This window comes from Chitinophaga silvisoli (genome assembly GCF_003412465.1).
Lineage (GTDB): Bacteria > Bacteroidota > Bacteroidia > Chitinophagales > Chitinophagaceae > Chitinophaga > Chitinophaga silvisoli.
This window is the reverse complement of the sequence record NZ_QTJV01000059.1, coordinates 1-1,906: the sequence shown is the minus strand read 5'-3', so window position 1 is coordinate 1,906 and position 1,906 is coordinate 1. Positions and strand designations below refer to the sequence as shown.

General features: G+C 27.2%; 1 protein-coding gene. It reads right to left on the bottom strand.

The features are described from left to right. On the bottom strand, nt 1-1,906 hold a 1,906-nt coding region (locus tag DXN04_RS35095), incomplete at both ends, for a hypothetical protein (RefSeq protein WP_158569326.1).

The following is a 1,906-nucleotide window of genomic DNA, read 5'->3' as shown; positions in this document are numbered from 1 at the left end:
CCAAGAAGAAACAACAGATTCAATAGCTGTACGTTGTTCTGCATTAAGAACTACTTGATTATTAATATATTTAAGTCCACGTGTAGACCCCCCGTAGAGGATGTCAATAGTCTTACCATACCCAATTAGTTCATTAAATACTCCATTACTATTAGGAGTAATTTTACTAACTAAACGTTTAAAACTAAATACTCTACCAGCTAAAACTTTATGTCCATCTTTAGTAGTAAATACATTACCTTTTCCATCTTTATGGTATTGATTATAAAAATGTTCAGGTTTATTATTATAAGTATCACTAAATTCAAAATCTCCATTCGTTAAAATAGGATTACCATTAGCATTAGTCTTAAACATTACATTAACAGCTTGAGCCATATTAGTAAGTTCTTGAATAACTATATTATAATACTGTTTAAATAATGGATGTTCTTTATTTATAATTTTAGTTCCATCTTCTAGTTGACTACGTAATCCAGCAAGACTATATCTAGGAGCAGTAATAGTAAAGTTTTTAGGAGCATCACTAGGTATAGGAAGTAAATAATTAGCGGTAGGAGTTTCAGAATTATTAATATCAGTCATAAATAATCCCATAGCAGTAATTAAATAATCACCATCACTCATACTACGATATAAATCATTACTGTTATTATCTAATTCACTAATACCATTAAGAAGAGAAGTTTTAAACATACTACGAGCATATTCAGTAAGTTTAGGAATTCCATTTCCAACTCTTCTAAATAGTCCATAATTAATTATATTACCATTAGTATCTCGATGTTCAAGAAGTAAATTACTATAATCATATTGATGACTAGCAAACTTTTGTCTAGCATAAGCTTCAGCCATAGCATTTTGTTCTTCAACAGTAGATTTGTCATCATTAATTATTTTAGCAATATTAGTAATAAAACTTCTATTAATAACATCAGAACTTAAATTACCTTCAGGATTACGAGAATTAAGTTCAACAGGAATATAAATAATATCTTTAAAAACATCAGCCATTTGATATATAATAGAAGTATCACCTCTATTAATAAAACTATCAGGCATTTTAGTTTTCTTATCTTTTTTAAGAGCTTCTACATATTTATTATAATTATCAACTGTACGATTAATAACATTAGCAAAGTTAATAAGATTATTAGACATAGCAACACGACCAATCTTAGCAATAGCTAAATTAAAACTAGCTTGATTAATATCTGGAAATATTTCTTTAAAAGCATCATATAAATAAAGATTGGCATGAGGAGTATTTTTATATCTATCATATATACGAAACTTTTCACGAGCAGCAGGAACACGATTAGTAATAATATTATTCTTAACATTATTATAAAAAGTATTCTGTAAAATAGTACGTGAATCAGTATTAGGATTAGTTACACGAGCACGAACATAACTATTACCAGCAGAATCAGTTTGAATATAAGTTTCAATTTTAGATATAATAGGTTTATTAAAAACCATCATATATTTATTAGCAAATACTTTATTTTTGCTAAGTAAATCATGTAATTGAATCAAACATTCGCAATTTGGAATAGTTTCAGATATACGTTTAAGACTAGCTATAAAATTATCTACATTACTAGTATCAGCATTAGCATATAATATTTTAGATAAATAATTAGCATCGGCAAAAGTAACAACACCTAATTCATTATTAGTATCAAAAGGATAATTTCCATTATCAAGTTGAGAAGCAGCAGTAAGTTTAGGTAAACTTGCAAGATGATATTTAATAATTTCTTCTACGTGTTTATTAAAATCTTTAACTTCACCAATACTTAAATTCCAAAGTTGAGTCATTAAATCAATACCATCATCTATACTATTTTCATCACCTTCAGTAGAAGTTTCATCAAGATAACCGCCTAATTCTTCATAATCA